The sequence below is a fragment of the Agrobacterium sp. 22117 genome, assembly GCF_052045735.1.
In the GTDB taxonomy this organism is placed as follows: Bacteria; Pseudomonadota; Alphaproteobacteria; order Rhizobiales; family Rhizobiaceae; genus Agrobacterium; species Agrobacterium cavarae.
The window spans coordinates 277464-297040 of sequence record NZ_JBQEPP010000007.1; the positions used below are offsets into that span (position 1 = coordinate 277464).

Genomic DNA, 19577 nt, shown 5'->3' on the forward strand with positions numbered 1-19577 from the left:
ATTTCCTCTGAGACATGCGGCGATGCTCAAGCGGCAAGAATGCAAGCGACCGGTCGCGAATGGCCATCAACGGGATTGAGGAGGCGGACCATCACGTCCGCGAAAAAACAATGGCAAGGCAAGAAGCCAACGAGCAGTTTCAGATCACGTCGTTTCTCGACGGCGCGAATGCGGCCTATATCGAGCAGCTCTATGCCCGGTACGAAGAGGACCCTTCCTCGGTATCGCCTGAGTGGCAGAGTTTCTTCAAGGGTCTGTCCGACAATCCTGACGATGTGAAGAAGGCCGCCAAGGGCGCCTCCTGGAAGCGCGCCAACTGGCCGATCCCGGCTGGCGGCGATCTGATTTCCGCACTCGACGGCAACTGGGCGACGGTCGAAAAGGCCATCGAAAAGAAGGTTCAGGCCAAGGCCGAAGCCAAGGGCGCCGAAACCGGCAAGCCCGTCAGCGAAGCCGAAGTGCTGCAGGCGACCCGTGATAGCGTTCGCGCCATCATGATGATCCGCGCCTACCGCATGCGCGGCCACCTGCATGCCAAGCTCGATCCGCTCGGCATTGCCAGCGCTGTCGAGGATTACAACGAGTTGTCGCCGAAGTCCTACGGCTTCGAAGAGAGCGATTACGACCGCAAGATTTTCATCGATAACGTGCTCGGCCTCGAATACGCGACCGTTCGCGAAATGATCGATATTCTGGAGCGCACCTACTGCTCCACCATGGGCGTCGAGTTCATGCACATGTCCAACCCGGATGAGAAGGGCTGGATCCAGGAACGTATCGAAGGTGCCGACAAGGGCGTTGCCTTCACCGCCGAAGGCAAGAAGGCGATCCTGTCGAAGCTCGTCGAAGCCGAAGGCTACGAACAGTTCCTCGACGTGCGTTTCAAGGGCACCAAGCGTTTCGGTCTGGATGGCGGTGAATCGCTGATCCCGGCGCTGGAACAGATCATCAAGCGCGGCGGCCAGGACGGTCTGGAAGAAGTCGTTCTCGGCATGGCTCACCGTGGCCGTCTGAACGTTCTGACCAACGTCATGGGCAAGCCGCATCGCGCCGTGTTCCACGAGTTCAAGGGCGGCTCCTTCAAGCCTGACGACGTGGAAGGTTCGGGTGACGTGAAGTACCACCTCGGTGCCTCGTCCGACCGCGAGTTCGACGGCAACAAGGTTCACCTGTCGCTGACAGCAAACCCGTCGCACCTTGAAATCGTCAACCCGGTCGTCATGGGCAAGGCCCGCGCCAAGCAGGACCAGCTTGCCAAGATCTGGGATGGCGACACCATTCCGCTGTCCGAGCGCGCCAAGGTTCTGCCGCTGCTGCTGCATGGTGATGCCGCCTTTGCAGGCCAGGGCGTCGTTGCCGAAATTCTCGGACTGTCCGGTCTTCGCGGTCACCGCGTTGCCGGTACCATGCACTTCATCATCAACAACCAGATCGGCTTTACGACGAACCCGGCCTTCTCGCGCTCGTCGCCCTATCCGTCCGACGTTGCCAAGATGATCGAAGCGCCGATCTTCCACGTCAATGGCGACGATCCGGAAGCGGTGGTCTATGCGGCCAAGATCGCGACCGAATATCGCATGAAGTTCCACAAGCCTGTCGTCATCGACATGTTCTGCTACCGCCGCTTCGGCCATAACGAAGGCGATGAGCCAGCGTTCACGCAGCCGAAGATGTACAAGGTCATTCGTGGCCACAAGACCGTTGCCCGCATCTATGCCGACCGCCTCATCGCCGAAGGGCTGATGAACGAAGGCGAATTCGAAAAGATGAAGGCAGACTGGCGCGGCCATCTGGAGCAGGAATTCGAAGCCGGCCAGAGCTACAAGCCGAACAAGGCCGACTGGCTGGACGGTCAGTGGTCGGGTCTGCGCGCTGCCGACAATGCCGATGAGCAGCGTCGTGGCAAGACCGGCGTGCCGATGAAGCAGCTGAAGGAAATCGGCAAGAAGCTGTCGACCATTCCGGAAGGCTTCACCGCGCACCGCACGATCCAGCGCTTCATGGAAAACCGCGCGCAGATGGTCGAGACCGGCGAAGGGATCGATTGGGCGATGGCCGAAGCCTTTGCCTTCGGTTCGCTTGCCGTCGATGGCCACAAGATCCGGCTTTCCGGTCAGGATTGCGAACGCGGCACCTTCTCGCAGCGTCACTCGGTTCTCTACGATCAGGAAACCGAAGAGCGTTACATTCCGCTGGCGAACCTGTCGCCGACCCAGGCTCGTTACGAAGTCATCAACTCGATGCTGTCGGAAGAAGCCGTTCTCGGTTTCGAATATGGTTACTCGCTGGCCCGTCCGAATGCGCTGACCCTCTGGGAAGCCCAGTTCGGCGACTTCGCCAACGGTGCGCAGGTGGTGTTCGACCAGTTCATTTCGTCTGGTGAACGCAAGTGGCTTCGCATGTCCGGCCTCGTCTGCCTTCTGCCGCATGGCTATGAAGGTCAGGGTCCGGAGCACTCTTCCGCCCGTCTGGAGCGTTTCCTCCAGCTTTGCGCCGAAGACAACATGCAGGTTGCCAACTGCACCACGCCTGCCAACTACTTCCACATTCTGCGCCGTCAGGTGAAGCGCGACTTCCGCAAGCCGCTGATCATGATGACGCCGAAGTCCCTACTGCGCCACAAGCGTGCGACCTCGTCTCTGACGGAAATGGCGGGCGAATCCTCCTTCCACCGTCTGCTGTGGGACGATGCGGAAGTCATCAAGGACGGTCCGATCAAGCTGCAGAAGGATTCCAAGATCCGTCGCGTCGTGCTCTGCACCGGCAAGGTCTATTACGACCTTCTGGAAGAGCGTGAGAAGCGCGGTGTGGACGATGTCTACCTGCTGCGTATCGAACAGCTCTATCCGTTCCCGGCCAAGGCGCTCATCAACGAGCTGTCCCGCTTCCGCAATGCGGAGATGGTCTGGTGCCAGGAAGAGCCGAAGAACATGGGCGCGTGGTCCTTCATCGACCCGTATCTCGAATGGGTTCTGGCGCATATCGACGCCAAGTACCAGAAGGTCCGTTACACGGGCCGTCCGGCTGCCGCCTCTCCGGCGACCGGCCTGATGTCCAAGCATCTGGCGCAGCTTGCTGCGTTCCTCGAAGACGCATTGGGAGAGTAACCGCTCTCCCGCTTCGACCCTCGCAACAAAGACACCTGAATAACGGAACGATAACATGGCCACTGAAATCCGCGTACCAACACTGGGTGAGTCCGTCAGCGAAGCAACTGTCGGCACCTGGTTCAAGAAAGTCGGCGACACCATCAAGGCTGACGAGCCGCTGGTCGAACTGGAAACCGACAAGGTTACCGTCGAAGTCCCAGCCCCTGCTTCCGGCGTTCTGACTGAAATCGTCGCCCAGAATGGTGAAACCGTCGGCCTCGACGCACTCCTCGGCCAGATCGCCGAAGGTGCTGCTGGTGCCGCAACCTCTGCACCGGCTCCGGCTGCTGCCGCTCCTGCTCCTGCTGCCGCTACGGCTCCTGCCGCAGCGCCTGCTGCTTCAGCACCGGCGCCTGCTGCATCCGGCTCGGTTCCGCCAGCGCCTGCTGCCGGCAAGCTCCTGTCCGAAAACAATCTGTCTGCCGATCATGTCGATGGTTCGGGCAAGCGCGGCCAGGTTCTGAAGGGTGACGTTCTGGCGGCTGTCGCCAAGGGCGTTTCCGCTCCGGCCGCTGCTCCGGCACCGGTCGCTGCACCGCGTCCGGTCTCTGCCGAGCAGGATGCCGTTCGCGAAGAGCGCGTGAAGATGACGCGCCTGCGCCAGACGATCGCCCGTCGCCTCAAGGACGCGCAGAACACCGCTGCCATGCTGACCACCTATAACGAGGTGGACATGAAGGCGGTCATGGATCTGCGCAACCGCTACAAGGACGTGTTCGAGAAGAAGCATGGCGTGAAGCTTGGCTTCATGGGCTTCTTCACCAAGGCCGTGACCCACGCGCTGAAGGAACTGCCTGCGGTCAACGCTGAGATCGACGGCAACGACATCATCTACAAGAATTATTGTCACGTCGGCATGGCTGTCGGCACGGACAAGGGTCTTGTCGTTCCGGTCATCCGCGATGCAGATCAGCTCTCCATCGCCGGCGTCGAAAAGGAACTCGGTCGTCTTGCCAAGGCAGCCCGCGATGGCTCGCTCGGCATGGCCGACATGCAGGGCGGTACCTTCACCATCACCAATGGTGGCGTCTATGGCTCGCTGATGTCCTCGCCGATCCTCAACGCACCGCAGTCCGGTATTCTCGGCATGCACAAGATCCAGGAGCGTCCGGTCGCCATCGGCGGTCAGGTCGTCATCCGTCCGATGATGTATCTGGCGCTCTCCTACGATCACCGCATCGTTGACGGCAAGGAAGCCGTGACCTTCCTCGTTCGCGTCAAGGAAAGCCTGGAAGATCCGGAACGTCTGGTTCTCGATCTCTAATCGACTTGCTTTTCGTTTCAGCGGGGTTTCAAGTGAAATCCCGCTGAATTCTCGTCAGGAGCGCCCTTCTTGGAACCGACATTTCTCGCCGCGTCGCCCTTTCTGCCGCTCATTGGCTTGAGCGTTCTGATTCTCGTGGTGCATGTGACGCTGCAGGCGCTGATCGCGACCAAGGAGCTTGGGCGCGAGTGGAATGCCAGTGCTCGCGACGATGATCGCAAGCCTACGGGCAAGCTTGCAGGCCGCGCCGAACGGGCTTCGGCCAATTTCCGCGAGACCTATCCGGCTTTCATCGCTTTGGCCTTCGGCGTGATCATGGCGGGCGATCCGTCCGGCATTGCACTGATCGGTGCCTGGATCTGGCTGGTGTGCCGCATCATCTACATTCCGCTTTATCTGATGGGCATCCCTTACGTGCGGTCGCTCGTCTGGGTAGGATCAATGAGCGGCTTGCTGCTGATGTTCTTCGTGTTGATGTTCTGAGGGCGGATAAATCATGCACCAGTATGTCATTGAACTTGCATCCCTGATGGCAATCTTTGCCTTCGCCATCGTCTCTCCCGGTGCGGACCTGGCCATGGTGATGCGCCAAGCCATGGTGCATGGACGTCGCGAAGCCATCATCACCAGCTTCGGCATCGGCACGTCCTTGATGTTCCACGTCACCTACACGATCCTCGGTCTTGGCCTGATCATCTCGCAGTCGATCTACCTCTTCAATATCGTCAAGTGGCTCGGCGTCGCCTACCTGATCTATATCGGCATCAAGGCCCTGCGCGCCGGCAAGATGGAGCTTCCAGAGGTTTCGGACAATGCGGTGGCGCATAAGCGCCAATCCGGCCTTAAATCCTTCACGCTCGGCTTTGCCGCCAATGCCTTGAACCCGAAGCCGGTCTTCTTCTTCCTGTCGATCTTCTCGACGGTGGTTCATGCCCACACGCCGGTCATGATCAAGTTCGGCTACGGCATCGTCATGGCAAGCTGCCTAATTGCATGGTTCGTCGGCGTCAGCCTGTTCATGACGACGCCGCGCATGCGTGCGGCCTTTGCGCGCGCCAGCCAGTGGATCGACCGCACCAGCGGCGTGGTCTTCATTGCGCTTGGCATCAAGCTCGCAACCGAAAAAGCAGCCTGACATGCAGTTGCGACACGGCAGGGTAGGCGCTGATGACTGAAGGTCCGGTTCTTCTCGTGACGGGTGGCAGCCGTGGTATTGGTGCGGCCACCGCGCGTCTTGCTGCCAAACGCGGCTGGCGTGTGCTCGTCAATTACGCCACCAACGAAGCGGCGGCACAAAGCGTGGCCGATGATATTGCCCGCGATGGCGGCACTGCCCATATCGTGCAGGGCGACACGGGAACGGAAGACGGCATCGCCTCGATCTTTGCCGCACTGGATAGCCGTTTCGGTTGCATCGACGGGCTGGTCAACAATGCCGGCGTGGTCGATCAGACGGCCCGCGTCGAGGAATTTTCGCGCGAGCGGCTCGACCGGATGTTTGCGATCAACGTTATCGGCAAGATCCGCTGCGCGTCCGAGGCGGTCAAGCGCATGTCCACCAAGCATGGTGGGCGGGGCGGATCGATCGTCAATATTTCATCGATGGCAGCGGTGCTGGGAAGTGGCGGCCAATATGTGGACTATGCCGCGTCCAAGGGTGCTGTGGACACGTTCACCATCGGCCTTTCGCGGGAAGTCGCAACTGAGGGCATTCGCGTCAACGCGATCCGTCCCGGCATCATCGATACCGACATCCATGCATCGGGTGGGCTGCCGAACCGCGCCACGGATCTGGCGCCCATCGTGCCCATGCAAAGACCCGGTACTGCTCAGGAGATCGCAGACGCGGTCCTCTACCTCCTTTCGCCCGAGGCGTCCTATGTGACGGGCGCTCTATTAAATGTGAGCGGCGGCAGATAGCTGCCCAACAATGAAGGAAATCAAATGGCTTATGATGTAGTTGTTATCGGTACCGGCCCCGGCGGTTATGTTTGCGCCGTCAAGGCTGCACAGCTCGGTCTCAAGGTCGCTGTGGTCGAGAAGCGCGCCACCTATGGCGGCACCTGCCTGAACGTTGGCTGCATTCCTTCCAAGGCTCTGCTGCATGCGTCTGAGATGTTCGCTCATGTTGCCCATGGCATAGACAGCCTCGGCATCGAAGTGGCGGCACCGACGCTCAACCTCAACAAGATGATGGGGCACAAGGACGGCGTGGTGAAGGCCAATGTCGATGGCGTGGCCTTCCTGTTCAAGAAGAACAAGATCGATGCCTTCCAGGGCACCGGCAAGGTCGTGTCCGCCGGTAAGGTCTCCGTCACCGCTGAAGATGGCTCCGTGCAGGAACTCGAAACCAAGAACATCGTGATTGCCACCGGTTCGGATGTCGCCGGCATTCCAGGCGTTCAGGTCGATCTCGACGAGCAGGTCATCGTCTCCTCGACCGGCGCAATCGCGCTTCCAAAGGTTCCGGAAAAGCTCATCGTCGTCGGCGGCGGTGTCATCGGTCTCGAACTCGGTTCCGTCTGGCAGCGCCTCGGCGCCAAGGTCACCGTCGTCGAATATCTCGACAACATTCTCGGCAGCATGGATGGCGAACTGTCCAAGCAGGCGCAGCGCCTGTTTGCCAAGCAGGGCATCGACTTCAAGCTCGGCGCCAAGGTGACGGCGGTCGAAAAGACCGGCACTGGCGCCAAGGTCACGTTCGAGCCGGTCAAGGGCGGCGCAGCCGAAACGCTGGAAGCCGATGTTGTTCTGATCTCCACCGGCCGCAAGCCTTACACCGACGGTCTCGGTCTTGCTGAGTCTGGCGTCGCGCTCGACAGCCGCGGCCGCGTCGAAATCGACGGTCACTACAAGACCAATGTTGCCGGCATCTATGCCATCGGCGACGTGGTCAAGGGCCCGATGCTGGCGCACAAGGCAGAAGATGAAGGCGTGGCGCTTGCCGAAATTCTCGCCGGTCAGCACGGTCACGTCAATTACGACGTCATTCCGGGCGTGGTCTACACCCAGCCGGAAGTCGCCTCCGTCGGCAAGACCGAAGAGGAACTGAAGGCCGCGGGCATTGCCTACAAGGTCGGCAAGTTCCCCTTCACCGCCAATGGCCGCGCGCGCGCCATGCAGGTGACGGACGGCTTCGTCAAGATCCTCGCCGACAAGGAAACCGACCGCGTTCTCGGTGGCCACATTCTCGGCTTCGGCGCTGGCGAACTGATTCAGGAAATCTCCGTGCTGATGGAATTCAGCGGCTCGTCGGAAGATCTGGGTCGTACCTGCCACGCTCACCCGACCATGTCGGAAGCGGTGAAGGAAGCGGCACTCGCAACCTTCTTCAAGCCGATCCACATGTAATCGCCGGACTCGGTCCCTCGGTTTTTTCAGGGGCCGAACATTACATTTTTGTAAGCTCAAAAGCCGCATCTTGTCCTTCTTGATGCGGCTTTTATTGTGAGCTCCATAAACCTCACAATGGAGCAACCTCATGGGTTCAACGACGGTCACCGGCTACAGCATACCGCAGAAGGCGCTCCATTGGACGATGGCGCTGCTGATCCTCTTCAACCTGATTTTTTCCGATGGCATGGAGCATTGGAACCGGCTGATGCGCCGTGGTGAGCCGATCACGCCGGATGATATTTCGTCGGCCAATATCCATGCCTATGTCGGCATCGCCGTTCTGGTTCTCTGTCTTGTGAGGCTCTGTCTTCGGCTGGTGCAGGGCGTGCCGGAGGCACCTGCGGACGAGCCGCCGATCGCCAAGCTTGTGGCCAAGGTCACGCACTGGGCCTTTTACGCGATCTTCATCCTCATGCCGATGAGCGGCATCGGCAAATATTACTTCGGCAATGATATTGCGGGTGAGCTGCATGGCGGGCCGATCAAGCTCCTGCTTTGGGCGCTTATCGTGCTCCACATTCTTGGCGTGCTGGTCCATCAGTTCTTCTGGCGCACCAACCTGTTGCGGCGCATGGCTTGAGGACTTCTCAACTATAAAGGGGCAAGCCGCTCGGCGTCGGCTTGCCCCTCTTAGAACGTCGATCAGATCGCGCTACGCCCTGATGGCGTGAAGATACTGGAAGTGCCGTTCATATTGCTCGAGCACATCCTGAATGAGTTCGTCCTTCGAGAACTCCATGACGTCATAATTCTGGCCGCCATCGAGAAGGTAGATCTCCGCCCGGTAGTAATAATCGGCGCGTTTGCGGTTGCTCTGGCTTTCGAAGAAGCTGTAGCCCGGGGTTTCGTAGCGGCGCATGCGCACACCATAGACGAATTCTTCCGGCTGGCCCGGCGCGACCGTCAGCTTCAGCTTGCCGGGTTCTTCCGCAAGCGTGGTGACCAGCGAGCGCTTTTCAAGTTCCGTTGCGACGGCGCGCAGTGCATCGGTGGCCGTCTCACGCATGAAGCGCTCTCCCTCGGCCTTCGAGGGATGGTGGAGAATACCCTGCAACTGGCGCTGCCAGGAGATGGCGTTGCGTGGTCTTAAGTTCTGGATAAGGGCATCCTGGCGCACACCCTCGCGCCGCAAGCCTTTCCACAGACCCCAGCACATCAAGAGCATCACGAAGGTGAAGGGAAGCGCACCAGCAATCGAGGCGGTTTGCAGGGCATCGAGGCCGCCTGCGTAAAGAAGGATCGCGCCAATGATGCCCGACGTGATCGCCCAGAAGACGCGACGCGCCACCGGTCCATCTTCGCGTCCACCCGATGTAAGCGTATCGATGACGAGGGCAGAGGAATCTGCGCCGGTGACGAAGAAGAAGACGATCAGCGCCATGGCGAACCAGGACACATAGAGACCCAAGGGGAACTGCTCGAGGAACACGAAGAGCGCCAGTGTCACGTCCTTCGAAACGGCGTCCGACACAGCCGTCGTGGCGCCTGTCAGGTGAAACGCGATCGCGGTATCGCCAAAGACCGTCATCCAGGCGAAACTGAAGCCTGCCGGCACCAGCAGAACGCCGGCGATGAATTCGCGGATGGTGCGGCCGCGCGAAATGCGGGCAATGAACATGCCGACGAAGGGCGACCAGGCGATCCACCAGCCCCAATAGAACAGCGTCCAGCTTCCCAGCCATTTGCTCGGACCTTCGTCCGGCGAATAGGCATACATGTAGAAGGTGCGCATGACGAAATGATCGAGATAGGCGCCGAGGTTCTGGACGAAGGCGCGCATCAGGAAGGTCGTCGGCCCCATGACGAAGACGAAGAGCATCAGCGCCACGGCCATCAGCATGTTGAGGTTCGACAGGAACTTGATGCCCTTGTCGAGACCGGTCGCCACCGAAATGGTCGCCATGGCGGTGATGATGGCGATGAGCGGCAGTTGAACCCAGAAGTTGATCGGCCAGCCGAGAACATGGTTGAAACCGGCATTGACCTGCAACACGCCGAGCCCAAGCGATGTCGCGACACCGAAAAGCGTGCCGATGACAGCAAAGACATCGACGGCATTGCCGATCGGGCCATAGATGCGGTCACCGATCAGCGGGTAGAGAGCGGACCGCATGGTAAGCGGCAGGCCGTGGCGGAAGGAGAAGTAAGCCAGCGACAGGCCGATCACCGCATAAACGGCCCAGGCATGCAGACCCCAATGGAAATAGCTGATTTCCATGGCGGTTCTCGCCGCCTCGATCGTTGCGGGATCCCCGGTTGGCGGTGCGGTAAAGTGCTTGATGGGTTCGGCGACACCGAAGAAGACGAGCCCGATGCCCATGCCCGCGGCAAAGAGCATGGAGAACCATGCGCCATAGCTGAAATCCGGGTCCGCATGGTTCGGGCCAAGCTTGATGCGGCCATAGCTTGAGCAGCCGAGATAGAGCATGAAGATCAGAAAGATTGCCACTGACAGCAGGTAGATCCAGCCGAGTTCGGTGACGATCCAGGACTGCACTCCGCTGAAGACGCTGGCGGAACCTTGCGGCCAGATGACGCCGGCCAGAACGAAGATGGCGGTCAGACCGACCGACCAGAAAAATACGGGTTTGTTGACACCTTCCATCAACCCCACAGGCTTTGTGTCTTCTGAAGCTTGTTCTTCGCCCATGTGTTTTCCCTCTCAATCTACAACTTGAATATGTGCCTGTCAGGCAGGCGCGGATGCCCCACGCGAACCGCGCCCATGCCGCAAATGTATTGCGCGCCAAATAGTTGCGTGTGTCTGTCTGTTTTCGGACACGGCTTGCTAATACACGCGGAAGCCGAGCCAGCCGAGGTCGCAGCAGCGTCGGATTGTCGCGTATCCGCGCGTCGGGAAAAGGACCATAGTCCCTCTTGGGGACACCGAGGTGGAAGGCGAAGCGTTGGTGACGAAAGATTTGAGCGACATATTGCCGGGCGCGGATTGGCGCGATTGCTTTGAGGGGAAGGTGGACGACCACCGGCCGCATTCGCTCGATGTCGCTCGGCGTCTCCTCGATCATCCGCCGGCTTGGATCAACGGGTTGATGGCGCTTCGCAACAGTATCGTCGCAGTCTTCGATTTGAAAATGGTGGCGCTGGCGGCAGGCGAGTCAGCCGGCGGGTTTCCTGTCATCTCGTCTTCACCGGAGCGCACGGTTCTCGGCTTCGACGACCGCCATCTGGATTTCAGGATCGTGGTGGATCTAGAAGAAAGGACAGGCGGCACTTTGGTCCGCGTGACCACTCTGGTTCGGCGCAAGAACCTGTTCGGGCGGATGTACCTTCTCGCCGTCGGGCCGTTTCACCGGCGCATCGTGCCGGCAACGATGCGGCCCTTTTGCCGGGATGTTCGTCCCGCTCTGGTCTAGGAGCGCGTTTAAAGCGCGTCGCGATCTTTCAGATTCGCTCCATACGCTTTAAGTCCTTGTTTTGTCGCATGTCGTGATCGCAAAACCGCTGCACACTTTTGCGCGACATGCTTTAGTTCACGCGGGTCAGCGTAAAGCCCTTCTTCCGCAAAAGTTCGATCACGCCTTCATTGCCGGGCAAATGAAGTGCGCCGACGGCCATGAAGACGCCGCCCTGATCGAGATGGCTTTCGGCCCGGTCTGCCATCACGTGGTTGCGGTCGGTGATCAGCCGTTGTTCGAAGGCGGCGTAACCATCGTCGCCCTTGTTGTTCTCGTCCGGATCAATGCTCTTCATCATCGGCGTGACCATGCCGATCTCGCCCTTCAGATAAAGATCGATCATGGTGGCCATGATGTCCTGCATCCGGTCGCCCATGCGCAGCATCTCGATCAGCGACTGCACGTGGAAGGTCATCGGCAGATCGGACAGGGCGCTCATCTGTTCCACCAGCGTTTCCAGCCCGACGAGTTGCTTGCCCTCTTTCAGCGCATCATTGGCAAGCTTCATGTCGAGGAACTCCGCGCCCTTGGCCTTGCGCGCCAGTTCGCAGGCGGGCAGGGCCACGAAGCTTGAGAGGATCCAGGGCTTCATCTTGATCACCGCATTCAGCGGAATGCCGCGCGCCTTCAGGCCGGTTTCGAGCTTTGCCACATCGTCCGCAGACAGCATGTCGGTGATGGACTTGCCATCGACAAACATGGTCAAGTCAGGGCGGGCAAGAAGCGAGGCGCCTGCCTTCTTCTCGCTGGTGATCTCGTCGGACTCGACGATGACGGTTTTGGCCTTGGCAAAGGCTTCTTTCGCGCCCTTTGGCATATCGACCACGCGGGGATCGGCAAGGTGCATGGTGCCGAGAAGCCAGGAGGGGTCCTTGCCATCCTTCTCGATCTTCCAGAGCGTGCCTTCGCCATTTGGGATTTTCGAAGCCTCGGCGACGATGGCTGCGTAAGCTTGTGGGTCGGTCTTCTGCATCGCCACCAGGATGTCGCTGCCGCCGCAGGCATCGGCCTGTTGTTCGGCGGCATTGGCATCCGAGAGGGTCAGAAGCGTCATCAGCAGAATGGAGAGTGCAGCCAGATGCAGTGCGGCCAAGAGCCACAAAAGTGCGTTGCCGAACCGGCCCATCAGTAGCGCTGTCAGGCCTTGCGGCCGCAAGAGAACGGTCATCGAATCACCTCCGTCTGCACCTTATGGCTTATAGGAGCGCGCCTTTGCACGGACGGTTAATGCTCATGGTTTACAAAGCGTTAACAAGAATTATGCCCTTGGATGGGCCTTGTCGTAGATGTCGAGGAGCCGTGCCGTATCGACACCGGTATAGATCTGCGTCGTCGACAGGCTGGCATGGCCCAAGAGTTCCTGGATGGTGCGAAGATCGCCGCCGCCCGCCAGAAGGTGAGTGGCGAAGGAATGGCGCAGCGCATGCGGCGTGGCATTGTCCGGCAGGTTGAAGGCGCCGCGAAGCTTCTGCATTTCGCGCTGGATGATCGCCGGCTGGAGCTTGCCGCCGCGTGCGCCGAGGAAAAGCGGTTCGTCGCTGGCGAGCGCATAGGGGCAGAGCTTGCGATAGGTTTCCACCGCCTCCAGCACGACGGGCAGCAGCGGCACGAGGCGCATCTTCTTGCCTTTACCGATGACGCGCAGACTTCTGGTACCTGCTGGAAAATCGCCGGGCTTCAGATCGAGCGCTTCGGAAATGCGTAGACCGCAGCCATAGAGCAGCGCCAGCACCGCGGCGTTGCGCGCTGCGATCCACGGTTCTTCAGCCAGTTGCCCTTCCTGCGTGGTGATCCTGAGCGCCTGACCATCGGTCAAGGGTTTGGGCAGGGACTTTGGCTGTTTGGGTGCGCGCATGGCAGTGGCCCCTGCGGCATTGACGAGCCCGGTCTTTTCCAGAAAGCGCAGGAGCGAGCGCAGGCCCGCGAGGTTTCGGCCAAGCGATCGCGCGCCGGTTCCCTCCTTGCGGCGGGCGGCTAGAAAGGCGCGCAGATCGGTGGCGCGGAGATTTTCGATATCCTTGATGCGGGCCGGATGGCCGTTATAGCCGGTCATGAAGATCAGGAACTGGCGCGTGTCGCGCTCATAGGCATCCAGCGTGTGCTCTGACAGACGCCGCTCGTCTTCCAGAGCAGCCAGCCATTCCCGGCGCTTTTCTAGAAGGTCCGGATCGGCAAAGGTGAGAATTTCGTCCACGTCATGCATCCCTTTGTCTTTGGGCATTCATCATAGGCTCACGCGGTCAGTATTTGGTTAAAGGCGCGATAACGCGGTGGGAAGCTCCGATCATGATATGTGTGAAAACCGTTCCGATTTCCGCAACGATGCTATAGAGGTTCCCTTTTCGTTTCCTAAAGGACAATGTCGCCGCAACCATGGCAGACGATTCGACCGATCTTTTCGGGGCTCTGTTTGGCCCGACCTCCGGCGGCGTGAAGCCCGGTAGTGGCGGGCCAACCATCGCCGTTCCCGTTCTGGTGCCGATGCCGGCGCCCGGGCCCTATAGCTATGGCGTGCCGGAGGATATGGTGGTGGAGCCTGGCTCCATCGTGCAGGTACCGCTTGGTCCCAGACAGGTCATCGGCGTGGTGTGGGACAAGAATGACGGGCCGCCCGTCGATCCCAAGAAGCTTCGTCCGATCACAAAGACATTCGACTGCCCGCCGCTTCGCGAAGAAATGCGTCGCTTCATCGATTGGGTGGCCTCCTATACGCTCTCTCCGCCCGGACTGGTGGCGAAGATGGCATTGCGGGCGCCCGCCGCCTTCGATCCCGAGCCGATGGTCGAAGGATTGCGGCTGACCGAAGCCCGGCCGGAACGGCTGACCCCTGCACGCGAACGGGTGATCGAGCTTGCCGGCGAAGGCCATGGCTGGACGCGGAGCGGCCTTGCCCATGCGGCGGGTGTTTCCACCAGCGTGGTCGAGGGTCTTGCCAAGCAGGGTGTGTTCGAGACCGTCTTCCTGCCAGCGCCGCCGGTGGTGGCGGAGCCTGACCCCGAATATTCGCCAGCGCGACTGGAAGGGCCGCAAAGGCAAGCGGCCTCCGAAATTCTGGAGGATGTGCGCAAGGGTGGCTTTGCCGTTTCGCTGATCGATGGCGTGACGGGGTCTGGCAAGACGGAAGTCTACTTCGAAGCGGTTGCCGAGACTTTGCGCCAAGGCAAGCAGGTGTTGATCCTTTTGCCGGAAATCGCTCTGACCGCCGCCTTTCTCGACCGGTTTCAGGATCGATTCGGCTCGCGCCCGGCAGAGTGGCATTCGGATGTCTCGCCGCGCATGCGCGAACGGGTCTGGCGGCAAGCGGTGACGGGTGAGGTGAGAGTGGTTGCGGGTGCGCGTTCGGCACTCTTCCTGCCTTTCGACAATCTCGGCCTCATCATCGTCGATGAAGAGCATGATCCAGCCTACAAGCAGGAAGATCGTGTCTTCTATAATGCGCGCGACATGGCAGTGGTGCGGGCTCGGATTGGCGATTTTCCCATCGTGCTGGTTTCGGCCACGCCATCGGTGGAAAGCCAGGTCAACGGCAATTCCGGTCGTTACAATACCATTCATCTTCATACACGCTTTGGCGATGCGGCGATGCCGGATCTGCATCTGGTCGATATGCGCCGCCACCCGCCCGAACGTGGCGGCTTCCTCTCTCCTGTCCTGCTGCGCGGCATTGCCAAGACGATCGAGAAGGGCGAGCAGGCTCTGCTTTTCCTCAATCGACGTGGCTACGCACCCCTGACGCTTTGCCGGGTGTGCGGCCATCGCTTCCAGTGCCCGCAGTGCTCAAGCTGGCTGGTGGAGCATCGCTTCCGCAGCCAACTCCAGTGCCATCAATGCGGCTATAGCGAACCGACCCCGGATCATTGCCCGGAATGCGGGACCTTCGATCATCTCGCGGCCTGTGGTCCGGGCGTCGAGCGCATCGCCGAAGAGGTCGAGAAGCATTTCCCTGAAGCCCGCACCATCGTGCTGTCCTCCGACCTGATGGGCGTGAAGCGCCTGCGGCTGGAATTGGAAGCGATCGTAAAGGGTGAGGCGGATATCGTCATCGGTACGCAGCTCGTCGCCAAGGGCCACAATTTCCCGCTGATGACGCTGGTCGGCATTGTCGATGCCGATCTCGGGCTGGCAAATGGCGATCCGCGGGCGGCAGAGCGCACCTTCCAACTTCTGTCGCAGGTGACGGGCCGCGCCGGGCGCACCGGGCGCAAGAGCCATGGCCTGCTGCAGACCTATCAGCCGCAGCATCCGGTGATGCAGGCGATCGTGTCGGGCGATGCTGAGGCCTTCTACGACCGCGAGATCATCGAGCGGGAAAAGGCGATGCTGCCGCCCTTTGGACGCCTTGCCTCCATCATCGTGTCGGCTGATAGCAGGGCGGAAGCAGAAACCCATGCGCGTGCGCTTCGCGCCTCCGCGCCGCAAGCGCCGGGCATCATGCTGCTTGGTCCGGCGGAAGCGCCGCTGGCACTCATCCGCGGGCGGCACCGTTTCCGGCTTCTGGTGCATGGCAAGCGCAATTCCGACATGCAGTCCTTCCTGCGGGCGATGATCACCAATGGCCCGAAGGAGCGCGGCTCCATCCATGTACAGACCGATATCGATCCGCAAAGCTTCCTGTGACGGGGTCGGACGCAACCATCTTTCGGCATCGTTCCTGTCATGGCATAAGGCGGCCAAGGGATTCGCAATTTGGGGGCGCAATAATGGAGTTTTACTTTCCGACAGAACTCGGTGAGCAGCTAGCTTTTTTTGCAGCGGTTGTGTCGTCGCTGATCGGCCTGGTGGTGATGTTTGCGCCGATGATCACCTTTCGCCTCTTCGGCCTGCAGGTGGCGGGCGAACGTCGTGACGGGCTGGTGCTGATCCGCTCTTGCCTTGCCGGTTTCTATCTCGGTCTTGGCGCGTCGGCACTGCTTCTCGCCCAGCCGATGGTCTACCTTGCCTTTGGTGGCGCATTCGCGCTTGCCTCTTTCGGCGCGCTGCTCTCCATCCTCTCCGATGGAGGCGCAACGATCCGCAATTCTTTACTTCTGGTTGTGCATGCCGCGCTCGCTGCTCTTCCGCTGATGTATGTCTTCGGACTGGTCTAATGTACGATTTGAAGCATTTCTTTCCGGTATCAGCGTCACAAGCGCGTCATTGGGAAAATTAAACGGCATTCCCCCTTGCCCAAAAGAAGGTTTCCGCTATTACGCGTGTTGCGAGTCCCGGCGTCCTATGCTAGACGGACCGCGAAATCGAGATAAGGCAGGGGGGAATTCCAGCCTTTTTCGGGGAAATTGAAACGAATTCAAGAATTTGACGAAGCCGATCGCTCGGCTGCGTTTTCTTGGATGAATAGCAGGGAAAAATTGCCCGTGGCAGATACCTCCCATGGAACATCCGGTGTAGCGGAAAGGTATGCGTCTTCGCTTTTCGAGCTTGCCTTGGAAGCGGGTGTTGTTGAGGCAGTCGGTGCCGATCTCGACAGGTTTCAGGCCTTGCTCGATGAAAGTGACGACTTGAAGCGTCTGGTTGTGAGCCCGGTCTTCTCTGCGGAAGATCAGTCGAAGGCCATCTCGGCCATCGCTGAAAAGGCTGGCATTTCCGGTCTTGCTGCCAATTTCCTTAAGGTCGTGGCCAATAACCGCCGCCTGTTTGCCGTTCCCGGCATGATTGCCTCCTACCGTACCACTGCTGCTGCTCACCGCGGCGAAATTGTTGCCGAAGTTACTTCGGCGCATGCGCTCGATGAAGCGCAGGAAACTGAACTGAAAGCGGCGCTCAAGAGTGTGACCGGCAAGGATGTGACGATCGATCTTACGGTTGATCCCTCCCTGCTTGGCGGTCTCATCGTTAAGGTCGGTTCACGCCAGATCGATACGTCTCTTCGCACCAAACTTTCCACCCTTAAGCTTGCACTGAAAGAGGTTGGCTGATGGATATCCGCGCCGCGGAAATTTCCGCAATTCTGAAAGATCAAATCAAAAATTTCGGCAACGAGGCGGAAGTCTCCGAAGTCGGCCAGGTTCTGTCCGTTGGTGACGGTATTGCTCGCGTTTACGGCCTCGACAATGTCCAGGCTGGTGAAATGGTCGAGTTCCCCGGCGGCATTCGCGGCATGGCGCTGAACCTTGAAGCCGACAATGTCGGTGTTGTTATTTTCGGTTCCGACCGTGACATCAAGGAAGGCGACATCGTCAAGCGCACCGGCGCGATCGTTGACGTTCCTGTCGGTCCTGAGCTGCTCGGCCGCGTCGTTGACGCTCTCGGCAACCCGATCGACGGCAAGGGCCCGATCAATGCGACTGAACGCCGCCGCGTCGACGTCAAGGCTCCTGGCATCATTCCGCGCAAGTCGGTTCATGAGCCGATGTCGACCGGCCTCAAGGCTATTGACGCTCTGATCCCGGTTGGTCGTGGCCAGCGCGAGCTCGTCATCGGCGACCGCCAGACCGGCAAGACCGCCATCATTCTCGACACGTTCCTGAACCAGAAGCCGATCCACGACAACGGCCCGGACAACGACAAGCTGTACTGCGTCTACGTCGCCGTCGGCCAGAAGCGTTCGACCGTTGCCCAGTTCGTCAAGGTTCTGGAAGAGCGTGGCGCTCTGCAATACTCCATCATCATCGCGGCAACCGCATCCGACGCTGCTCCGATGCAGTTCCTGGCTCCGTTTGCCGGTTGCGCCATGGGCGAATACTTCCGTGACAACGGCAAGCATGCCCTGATCGCCTATGACGATCTTTCCAAGCAGGCTGTCGCCTACCGTCAGATGTCGCTTCTTCTGCGTCGTCCTCCGGGCCGCGAAGCTTACCCTGGCGACGTTTTCTATCTGCACTCGCGTCTTCTCGAGCGCGCTGCCAAGATGAGCGACGAAATGGGTTCCGGTTCGCTGACGGCTCTGCCGGTCATCGAAACCCAGGGCAACGACGTTTCCGCCTTCATTCCGACCAACGTGATCTCGATCACCGACGGCCAGATCTTCCTCGAAACCGACCTGTTCTATCAGGGTATCCGTCCGGCTGTTAACGTCGGTCTGTCGGTTTCGCGCGTTGGTTCTGCCGCTCAGATCAAGGCCATGAAGCAGGTTGCCGGCTCGATCAAGGGTGAACTTGCCCAGTATCGTGAAATGGCAGCATTCGCCCAGTTCGGTTCGGATCTCGATGCCTCCACCCAGCGCCTGCTGAACCGTGGTGCGCGTCTGACCGAGCTTCTGAAGCAGCCGCAGTTCTCTCCGCTCAAGACGGAAGAGCAGGTTGCGGTGATCTTCGCTGGCGTCAATGGCTACCTCGATAAGGTCGCGGTCAACCAGATCGGCAAGTTCGAACAGGGTCTGCTCTCCTACCTTCATTCCGAAGGCAAGGCGATCCTCGACACCATCCGCACGGAAAAGGCTATCAGCGACGATACCAAGGGCAAGCTCAAGGCTGCTCTCGATAACTTCGCCAAGTCTTTCTCCTGATTAGGCTCTGACTGGGACGGATAACGGATGCCTTCACTAAAGGATCTGAAAAACCGCATTGCCTCCGTAAAGGCGACGCAGAAGATAACCAAGGCGATGAAAATGGTCGCCGCGGCGAAGCTTCGGCGCGCCCAGGAAGCTGCGGAGGCCGCCCGCCCTTACTCGCAGCGCATGAGCGCCGTGCTGGCCAACATCGCTCAGGCGGTGGAAGCCGATGTCGCTCCGGCGCTGATGACCGGAACCGGCAAGGACGATGTGCATCTGCTCGTCGTCTGCACGGCCGAGCGCGGTCTTTGCGGCGGTTTCAACTCACAGATTTCCCGCTTTGCCCGCGATCAAGCCCGCAAGCTGATGGCGCAGGGTAAGACGGTCAAGATCATCACGGTCGGCAAGAAGGGCTATGACAGCCTGCGTCGCGAATTCTCGTCCAACATCATCGAGCGCATTGAACTGCGTGACGTGAAGCGGGTGGGCTTTGCCAATGCCGATACGATCGCCAAGAACATCATTGCCCGTTTCAACGCTGGCGAGTTCGATGTCTGCACGCTGATCTATTCGGAGTTCAAGTCCGTGATCAGCCAGATCCCGACCGGCCTCCAGCTGATCCCGGCTGCTGTTCCGACGGTCGAACAGGCAGCGACCAGCAACACGGCGATCTACGAATACGAGCCGGATGCGGCCTCCATTCTGGAAGACCTCATTCCGCGCAACATTTCCGTTCAGGTTTTCCGCGCACTGCTGGAAAACGTGGCTGGCGAAATGGGTGCAAAGATGAGCGCGATGGACAACGCAACCCGCAATGCCGGTGAAATGATCCACAAGTTGACGCTCTCCTACAACCGTCAGCGTCAGGCTCAGATCACCAAGGAACTCATCGAAATCATTTCGGGCGCGGAAGCGCTCTGAGG

At 59.8% G+C, this 19577-nt stretch carries 16 protein-coding genes; 13 read left to right on the forward strand and 3 right to left on the reverse strand.

The genetic code is table 11. The features are described 5' to 3' along the window. The first annotated feature begins 110 nt into the window (after positions 1 to 110). From ACTJKV_RS20445 to ACTJKV_RS20475, 7 genes are all read left to right on the forward strand, one after another. Positions 111 to 3107 carry a 2-oxoglutarate dehydrogenase E1 component gene (locus tag ACTJKV_RS20445; protein WP_062424961.1) on the forward strand — a complete coding sequence of 999 codons (2997 nt, stop codon included), beginning with the start codon at positions 111 to 113 and terminating at the stop codon, positions 3105 to 3107. A gap of 55 nt (positions 3108 to 3162) precedes the next feature. Further along, positions 3163 to 4413 carry a 2-oxoglutarate dehydrogenase complex dihydrolipoyllysine-residue succinyltransferase gene (gene odhB, locus ACTJKV_RS20450; protein WP_274103396.1) on the forward strand — a complete coding sequence of 417 codons (1251 nt, stop codon included), beginning with the start codon at positions 3163 to 3165 and terminating at the stop codon, positions 4411 to 4413. A gap of 69 nt (positions 4414 to 4482) precedes the next feature. Further along, complete coding sequence (locus ACTJKV_RS20455) at positions 4483 to 4896, forward strand: MAPEG family protein (protein ID WP_274103394.1); 414 nt, start codon at positions 4483 to 4485, stop codon at positions 4894 to 4896. 13 nt (positions 4897 to 4909) lie between these two features. Then, positions 4910 to 5548 carry a LysE family translocator gene (locus tag ACTJKV_RS20460; RefSeq protein ID WP_062424883.1) on the forward strand — a complete coding sequence of 213 codons (639 nt, stop codon included), beginning with the start codon at positions 4910 to 4912 and terminating at the stop codon, positions 5546 to 5548. Positions 5549 to 5580: 32 nt separating this feature from the next. After that, entirely contained in the window at positions 5581 to 6333 is a 753-nt protein-coding gene (locus tag ACTJKV_RS20465) for an SDR family oxidoreductase (protein ID WP_274103392.1), read from the forward strand. Positions 6334 to 6357: 24 nt separating this feature from the next. Beyond that, complete coding sequence (lpdA, locus tag ACTJKV_RS20470) at positions 6358 to 7764, forward strand: dihydrolipoyl dehydrogenase (RefSeq protein ID WP_274103391.1); 1407 nt, start codon at positions 6358 to 6360, stop codon at positions 7762 to 7764. Positions 7765 to 7894: 130 nt separating this feature from the next. Further along, the gene (locus tag ACTJKV_RS20475) at positions 7895 to 8389 is read left to right on the forward strand and encodes a cytochrome b (RefSeq protein WP_112954608.1); all 495 of its coding nucleotides are present in this window, start codon (positions 7895 to 7897) and stop codon (positions 8387 to 8389) included. 72 nt (positions 8390 to 8461) lie between these two features. Here the strand turns inward: ACTJKV_RS20475 and ACTJKV_RS20480 are convergent, their stop codons facing one another. After that, positions 8462 to 10459 carry a BCCT family transporter gene (locus ACTJKV_RS20480; RefSeq protein WP_274103389.1) on the reverse strand — a complete coding sequence of 666 codons (1998 nt, stop codon included), beginning with the start codon at positions 10457 to 10459 and terminating at the stop codon, positions 8462 to 8464. A gap of 259 nt (positions 10460 to 10718) precedes the next feature. On the opposite strand from ACTJKV_RS20480, the gene ACTJKV_RS20485 reads away from it, so the two are divergent. Further along, complete coding sequence (locus tag ACTJKV_RS20485) at positions 10719 to 11183, forward strand: DUF2867 domain-containing protein (protein WP_274103388.1); 465 nt, start codon at positions 10719 to 10721, stop codon at positions 11181 to 11183. 112 nt (positions 11184 to 11295) lie between these two features. On the opposite strand, the gene ACTJKV_RS20490 is transcribed toward ACTJKV_RS20485, so the two are convergent. Together ACTJKV_RS20490 and ACTJKV_RS20495 are read right to left on the reverse strand one after the other, a co-directional pair. Then, positions 11296 to 12393 carry a TraB/GumN family protein gene (locus ACTJKV_RS20490; RefSeq protein ID WP_274103387.1) on the reverse strand — a complete coding sequence of 366 codons (1098 nt, stop codon included), beginning with the start codon at positions 12391 to 12393 and terminating at the stop codon, positions 11296 to 11298. Between the two features lie 90 nt (positions 12394 to 12483). Next, positions 12484 to 13419 (reverse strand): tyrosine recombinase XerC, encoded by a 936-nt coding sequence (locus ACTJKV_RS20495; RefSeq protein WP_274103386.1) that lies wholly within the window; start codon positions 13417 to 13419, stop codon positions 12484 to 12486. Positions 13420 to 13598: 179 nt separating this feature from the next. Here ACTJKV_RS20495 and ACTJKV_RS20500 point away from each other — a divergent pair, with 179 nt between their 5' ends. From ACTJKV_RS20500 to ACTJKV_RS20520, 5 genes are all read left to right on the forward strand, one after another. Next, positions 13599 to 15842, forward strand: a complete 2244-nt coding sequence (locus ACTJKV_RS20500) for a primosomal protein N' (protein WP_274103385.1) — start codon at positions 13599 to 13601, stop codon at positions 15840 to 15842. Positions 15843 to 15925: 83 nt separating this feature from the next. Then, a complete protein-coding gene (locus ACTJKV_RS20505; protein ID WP_062424875.1) occupies positions 15926 to 16312 on the forward strand; it encodes an AGROH133_08824 family phage infection protein in 387 nt (128 codons plus the stop codon). Positions 16313 to 16573: 261 nt separating this feature from the next. Beyond that, positions 16574 to 17140, forward strand: a complete 567-nt coding sequence (locus tag ACTJKV_RS20510) for a F0F1 ATP synthase subunit delta (protein ID WP_186330269.1) — start codon at positions 16574 to 16576, stop codon at positions 17138 to 17140. After that, positions 17140 to 18669, forward strand: coding sequence for a F0F1 ATP synthase subunit alpha (gene atpA, locus ACTJKV_RS20515; protein ID WP_062424873.1), 1530 nt, complete (start codon positions 17140 to 17142; stop codon positions 18667 to 18669). Before ACTJKV_RS20510 ends, atpA begins: the two co-directional genes overlap by 1 nt. Before the next feature lie 27 nt (positions 18670 to 18696). Next, a complete protein-coding gene (locus tag ACTJKV_RS20520; RefSeq protein ID WP_062424872.1) occupies positions 18697 to 19575 on the forward strand; it encodes a F0F1 ATP synthase subunit gamma in 879 nt (292 codons plus the stop codon). The last annotated feature ends 2 nt before the right edge of the window (positions 19576 to 19577 follow it).

Bases quoted from the DNA above. Each gene is read 5' to 3' on its own strand.
- ACTJKV_RS20480 (WP_274103389.1), bottom strand. From the start codon at position 10,459: ATGGGCGAAGAACAAGCTTCAGAAGACACAAAGCCTGTGGGGTTGATG.
- ACTJKV_RS20505 (WP_062424875.1), top strand. From the start codon at position 15,926: ATGGAGTTTTACTTTCCGACAGAACTCGGTGAGCAGCTAGCTTTTTTT.
- ACTJKV_RS20500 (WP_274103385.1), top strand. From the start codon at position 13,599: ATGGCAGACGATTCGACCGATCTTTTCGGGGCTCTGTTTGGCCCGACC.
- atpA (WP_062424873.1), top strand. From the start codon at position 17,140: ATGGATATCCGCGCCGCGGAAATTTCCGCAATTCTGAAAGATCAAATC.
- ACTJKV_RS20465 (WP_274103392.1), top strand. From the start codon at position 5,581: ATGACTGAAGGTCCGGTTCTTCTCGTGACGGGTGGCAGCCGTGGTATT.
- ACTJKV_RS20445 (WP_062424961.1), top strand. From the start codon at position 111: ATGGCAAGGCAAGAAGCCAACGAGCAGTTTCAGATCACGTCGTTTCTC.
- ACTJKV_RS20460 (WP_062424883.1), top strand. From the start codon at position 4,910: ATGCACCAGTATGTCATTGAACTTGCATCCCTGATGGCAATCTTTGCC.
- ACTJKV_RS20520 (WP_062424872.1), top strand. From the start codon at position 18,697: ATGCCTTCACTAAAGGATCTGAAAAACCGCATTGCCTCCGTAAAGGCG.
- lpdA (WP_274103391.1), top strand. From the start codon at position 6,358: ATGGCTTATGATGTAGTTGTTATCGGTACCGGCCCCGGCGGTTATGTT.
- ACTJKV_RS20490 (WP_274103387.1), bottom strand. From the start codon at position 12,393: ATGACCGTTCTCTTGCGGCCGCAAGGCCTGACAGCGCTACTGATGGGC.
- odhB (WP_274103396.1), top strand. From the start codon at position 3,163: ATGGCCACTGAAATCCGCGTACCAACACTGGGTGAGTCCGTCAGCGAA.
- ACTJKV_RS20475 (WP_112954608.1), top strand. From the start codon at position 7,895: ATGGGTTCAACGACGGTCACCGGCTACAGCATACCGCAGAAGGCGCTC.